At 61.0% G+C, this 4,640-nt stretch carries 2 protein-coding genes; both read right to left on the bottom strand.

Annotated features, from left to right (window positions below):
• The coding region (locus tag B3187_RS12285; protein WP_286806764.1) for a methyl-accepting chemotaxis protein at positions 1-1,116 on the bottom strand (1,116 nt) is incomplete at its 3' end.
• Positions 1,117-1,363: 247 nt separating this feature from the next.
• On the bottom strand, positions 1,364-4,426 hold the full coding sequence (locus tag B3187_RS12280) for a S8 family serine peptidase (RefSeq protein ID WP_286806763.1): 3,063 nt from the start codon (positions 4,424-4,426) through the stop codon (positions 1,364-1,366).
• Between the last annotated feature and the right edge of the window lie 214 nt (positions 4,427-4,640).

Raw genomic sequence — 4,640 nt, 5'->3', positions numbered from 1 at the left:
CTCGCCGGCGCGGGCGGCTTCGATGGCGGCATTCAGAGCCAGCAGGTTGGTCTGTTCGGCCACTCCGCGGATTACATCGAGGACAGAGCCGATGCTGACGGTTTCTTTGTTCAGGCGGTCGATCACTTCGGCGGCCCGGCGGATTTCCGAGGCCAGGTTCTCGATCTGGCGGGTGGTGGCATTCACCACCTGCTTGCCGTTGGCGGCGGACTGATCGGCCTGGTGCGCCTTCTCGGCGGTTTCGCTGACGCTCTCGGTTACGTCCTGCACCACATTGGCCATCTGCTTGATGGCCACCACCACCTGCTCGATTTCGGCTTGCTGGTTCTTGATGGCGTTTTCGTTTTCGTTGGACAGCTGGGACACCATGTGGGCGTTTTCGCTGACTTCCTGGGCGGTGTCGGCCACACTGGCGATGATGCTGTGCAGACGCTCCACAAAGGTGTTGAAGCAGGTGGCCAACTCGGCAATTTCATCACTGCCGCTGACCGGCAGGCGCCGGGTCAGGTCGCCCTCGCCTTCGGAGATATCACGCAGCGCCCGTACCACCTGATTGACCGGCTTGGTGATGCTTGCCTGAACCAGGTAGGCAATCGACGCGGCAATGATGCTGATCACAATGATGAGGATGACGGCATCGCCCACGGCCTCGCCGACCAGGTTGTCCAGCTCGCTCATGTCCACGCGGGCGGCAATAGTGCCGATCCGGTTGTCGCCATCCATGATGGATTCGGTCATGACGATATCGCCATCCAGCTCCAGCATGCCCGCCTGACGTGGGCTGCGGGGAATATCGCTGGGTAGCTGGTCACCGTCGGCATTGCGCACAAACCAGGCGAACGGCTCGCCATTGCTGTAGATCACGGCGTTCAGAATACGCTCGCTTTCGGTGAGTGCTTCCAGCGATGCCTTGACGGTGGTGCTGTCTCCGAAGCTGATGGCACCGATATTGGACGTGCCCAAGACCTGGGTCAGGGTGCGAGTGTCTTCAATAATCGTCTCTTCCGTGGTGGCAAGCCCGGCTCGGACGGTAACCACAGTCGTCACGATAACCGCCAGAATACAGGTCAGGGTGACACTCAGAAGGATTTTCCATTTCAGCGATAGATTGTTCACGATACCCTCATTTTTACTATTAATGGCCGACGCGTTGTTCCCGCTGATCCGGAAAGTGCTCCGTGGCGTATTTTCTTACATTTTGCCACAGTGGTTCCGATCAGACACGGAATGTTCTAGAAAAAATTGTGATAAAAATCCTGAGGTTCGCTGATTCGGAGCATAGCGAACCCCGTATCAGGCCAGAATTTGGGCTAATGGACCTGATGGCGGGGCGTCCTGCTTTAGGGTTAACGGCCGGAAATGATTACTCTTGAGAGCTTCTTTGTCGGCGCTGCTCGGTTGGGGGCACTTGCCTGACGTGGGTTGCGGGTGGTTCGGGGTTGCCCGACAGAGATTGGGAGCTGGATTCAAGCAGGCCCCCCAGAATACCCAAGGTGAAATCCAGCCCGGTGCGGTCGGCGTCGGTCACCTCAATGATCTGTTCACGCTCCAGGCTGGGGTAGGCCCCACACTGCTCGCCCAGCTGGCAGATGATGCCGTCGGCGTCGATATCGGAGCCCGCGACCACAGAGTAGCGGCCCGGGAGTACTCCGGTGATTTCGAAGGTGGCTTCTTCGTTGGTGGTGTCCGTGGGGAGGGCCACCGCCTGGTAGGCCGTGCCTTCGGCGTCGTCCTGATCAATCAGCAACACGTAGGTTCGCGTGAGCTGGCCGGTGGTTGAAACCGTGCCGACCTCCATGAAGACTGCCAACGTAAGTGTGCTGTCGCTGTCCACGGTGAACAGCACCCGACCCCGATAAAAGCCCGGGCTGTCTTCCAGGGACGCGCGGTCGACGCTGACCCGGTAACGGCCCAGGCCATTGGGCTCAACCTCAAAAGGCTCGACCGCCAGCCAGGGTACCTCGGTGTCAACGGTGATCGAGCCCGGCTCTCCCTCTCCCTCTGAGATCAATTCGACCAGCGTTTCCGACGTGGTACCCAGGTTGACCCGGGATGGCTGCACGTTCACCCGCGCGGGCCATTCGAAATCGCCATTAGCGATACCGAATGCGGTGCCCACAGCGCGCTCAGCGTCAATCTGGCCATAGCCCAGCTCATCGCTGCGCGTGCCATCCCCCGAGGTTAGCTCCCCCTGTTCCAGCAGTTGAGTAAATTCCGAGGCGGTCAACCCGGGGTATACGGCTTTCATCAAGGCCGCGACCCCGGCCACATGGGGTGCCGCCATGGAGGTGCCCTGGTAGGACAGGCTGTAACCGGGCTGAATGGCGCCCGTACCATCTCGCTCTGCACTGGTGCTGAGAATACCGTCGGGAATCGCATCACCGTTGGCGTCTTCCTGCAGATAGCCTCCCGGCGCGACCAGATCGAGCGTTGCGCCGAAATTGGAATAGGGCGCACGCCGCCCAGCGGCGGTGGTCGCACCCACAGAAATGACCGTGGGGTAGCTCGCGGGAAACAGCGGCTCGGAGGTGTTTTCATTACCGGAGGAGGCGACGATCACTATGCCCAGGGTTTCACTGATCTCCCGGAAGGTGTCGGCTTCGATCTGGGAGTTACCGGGGCCGCCCAGGCTGAGATTGATGATATCCGCCGGGCGTTCGGGCAGGGTGCCGCTGTCGTTTTCCAGCCCGGCGGCATACAGCACGCTCTGTAAAATGTCGTAGCTGGTGCCTCCGCCAACCCCCAGAGCGCGAAGGGGCATAATCTGCGCTCCCCAGGCAATCCCGGCACCGCCCCGGCCGTTGTCGCTGGCTGCCGCCACCGTACCGGCCACGTGTGTGCCGTGCCAACTGTCCGGGTTCAGGCCATCGCCATCGCCCGGATCGTTGGGGTCCGGATCAATACCTGGTTGGTTGTCGTTGGCGACCTCGTCGTCCCGGATAAAGTCATAGCCGTCGAGCAATTGCCCCTGCAGATCGGGGTGTTCGAGCAGCACGCCGCTATCCACCACCGCGACAATGGGTGGATCACCGCTGACCGGGGTCCCCGTGGTCAGATCCCAGGCGCGGGGCAGATTGATGGCGTCGTAATGCCACTGCAGGTTGTAGCGCGGGTCATTGGGAACGCGCTGGGCGTGGCGCAGGTAATTGGGTTCCGCCCGGGCGACGGCCGGATCCAGACGCCGGGCCTTGATGGACCGCAGGGTGGTGAGCTTCTGGTAGGCGGTGGGGTTGCGGAGGCTGAGGCTTGCCAGCGCGCTGCCCGGACGATAGGCGGCGCGTGCGCTAAACGGCGCGCTGTGTTCCAGTTGTACGCGCACCCGGTTAGCCGTGTTCAGGCGCTTCTGCCCGGTCTCGGCGGGTATCACCAGCATCTGTCCCGGCACAAAGTCGCCGCTTTGGGTCTGGCTCAGGTCGGTCTGTGGCGCGGTGCCCTCGGGGAGCAGGCGCAGTATGTACTTGGAGGTGCCCTGGGCCGCCGCGACTTTAATCAGGTAATCCCCGGTTTCGCCTATGGTCAGCTCCTCAAACTCTCCGGTACCGATAGAACTGCCGATCAGTTCCTCTGTGGCGGATGAAAACAGGTAAAGATCCAGATCGCCCTGATAGCGGGGCTCGTCACCCTCCACCGGGGCGTAATCCACCACCTGCAATTGGATCAGTTGACCTTCCTGCAGGCTGACCCGATAGTAATCCGCCGGGTTGGCGGTGTCGGCGAAGTGCGCTGGGAAGCGCGGATCAATGTCAGCCGGTTCGGCGGTGGCAAAGCCGGCCAGGGTGGTGCGGTTATTGATGAACTGGGGGGTGTCGAAGCTTGAATTGTCAGGAACTGGCAGTGGTTTTTGGGCGTCGTTTAACGTTTGATCAAACTGGTTCAGTGCGGTGGCGTTTAAGGTCCCGCTCACGGTATACACGTCTGGTTCGAAGCGGACATTGATAGTGCAGTCAGCCTGTACGTTGGCAACGGTATACTGGTCCTCTTCGAGACTGCCACCACAGCCGGAAATGCTGGCCAGCCGGTAATCCTCGGCAGGAAGCACGGCAAACTCGGTGACATCCTCAATGGTGACCATGGCTGACTCTGGAGACAGCGTGCCCAAACCGCTTATCTGGGTGCTGATCTGATAATCGCTGAGTTCAAAGCGGGCGCTGACGGTACAGTCACCTTGAACCGCATCGGTGGTGAAAATATCCCGGGTGCGCTCGCCGCCACAGCCGGTAATGCTCTGCAGCTCATAGCCCGGCTCCGGGGTGATGGTGAAGCTGGTGGTCTGGCCCTCCTCCACCTGGCGCTGGCTGGGCGTGATCTGCCCACCCGTATTGTTTTCCGCGCGCACTTCGTAAACCGTGGGCCCCGGATTGCCGCTGCAGGCGACCAGTGCCATTGTCAGGGCGAATGGCCAAGAGGCTCTGGTGATGACAGACATAGCGAATACCCAGCCGGTGGATCAGTCTTTAAAGGCTAGTATACGTCCGGGATGTGCGACAGGTTGTGCGGTGGGTGGCAAAATGGTGTGAAATGCGCCAGCGGAGCCACATAGGCAGGCGAAGGGTGCGGGCTTCGGCTCCGAGACGTCGGGCGGACCCGCCTTACGCTGTGGTAGGTTTGGGCCTGGTTACGGCGGATGCGGGCTTCGCCCT

Source organism: Marinimicrobium sp. UBA4209, from assembly GCF_002381585.1.
GTDB lineage: Bacteria > Pseudomonadota > Gammaproteobacteria > Pseudomonadales > Cellvibrionaceae > Marinimicrobium > Marinimicrobium koreense.
Note: the sequence above shows the minus strand (reverse complement) of the source record. Positions and strands in the feature narration are given on the sequence as shown.

Coding starts and splice junctions, on each gene's coding strand:
- B3187_RS12280 (WP_286806763.1), bottom strand. CDS start 4,426: ATGTCTGTCATCACCAGAGCCTCTTGGCCATTCGCCCTGACAATGGCA.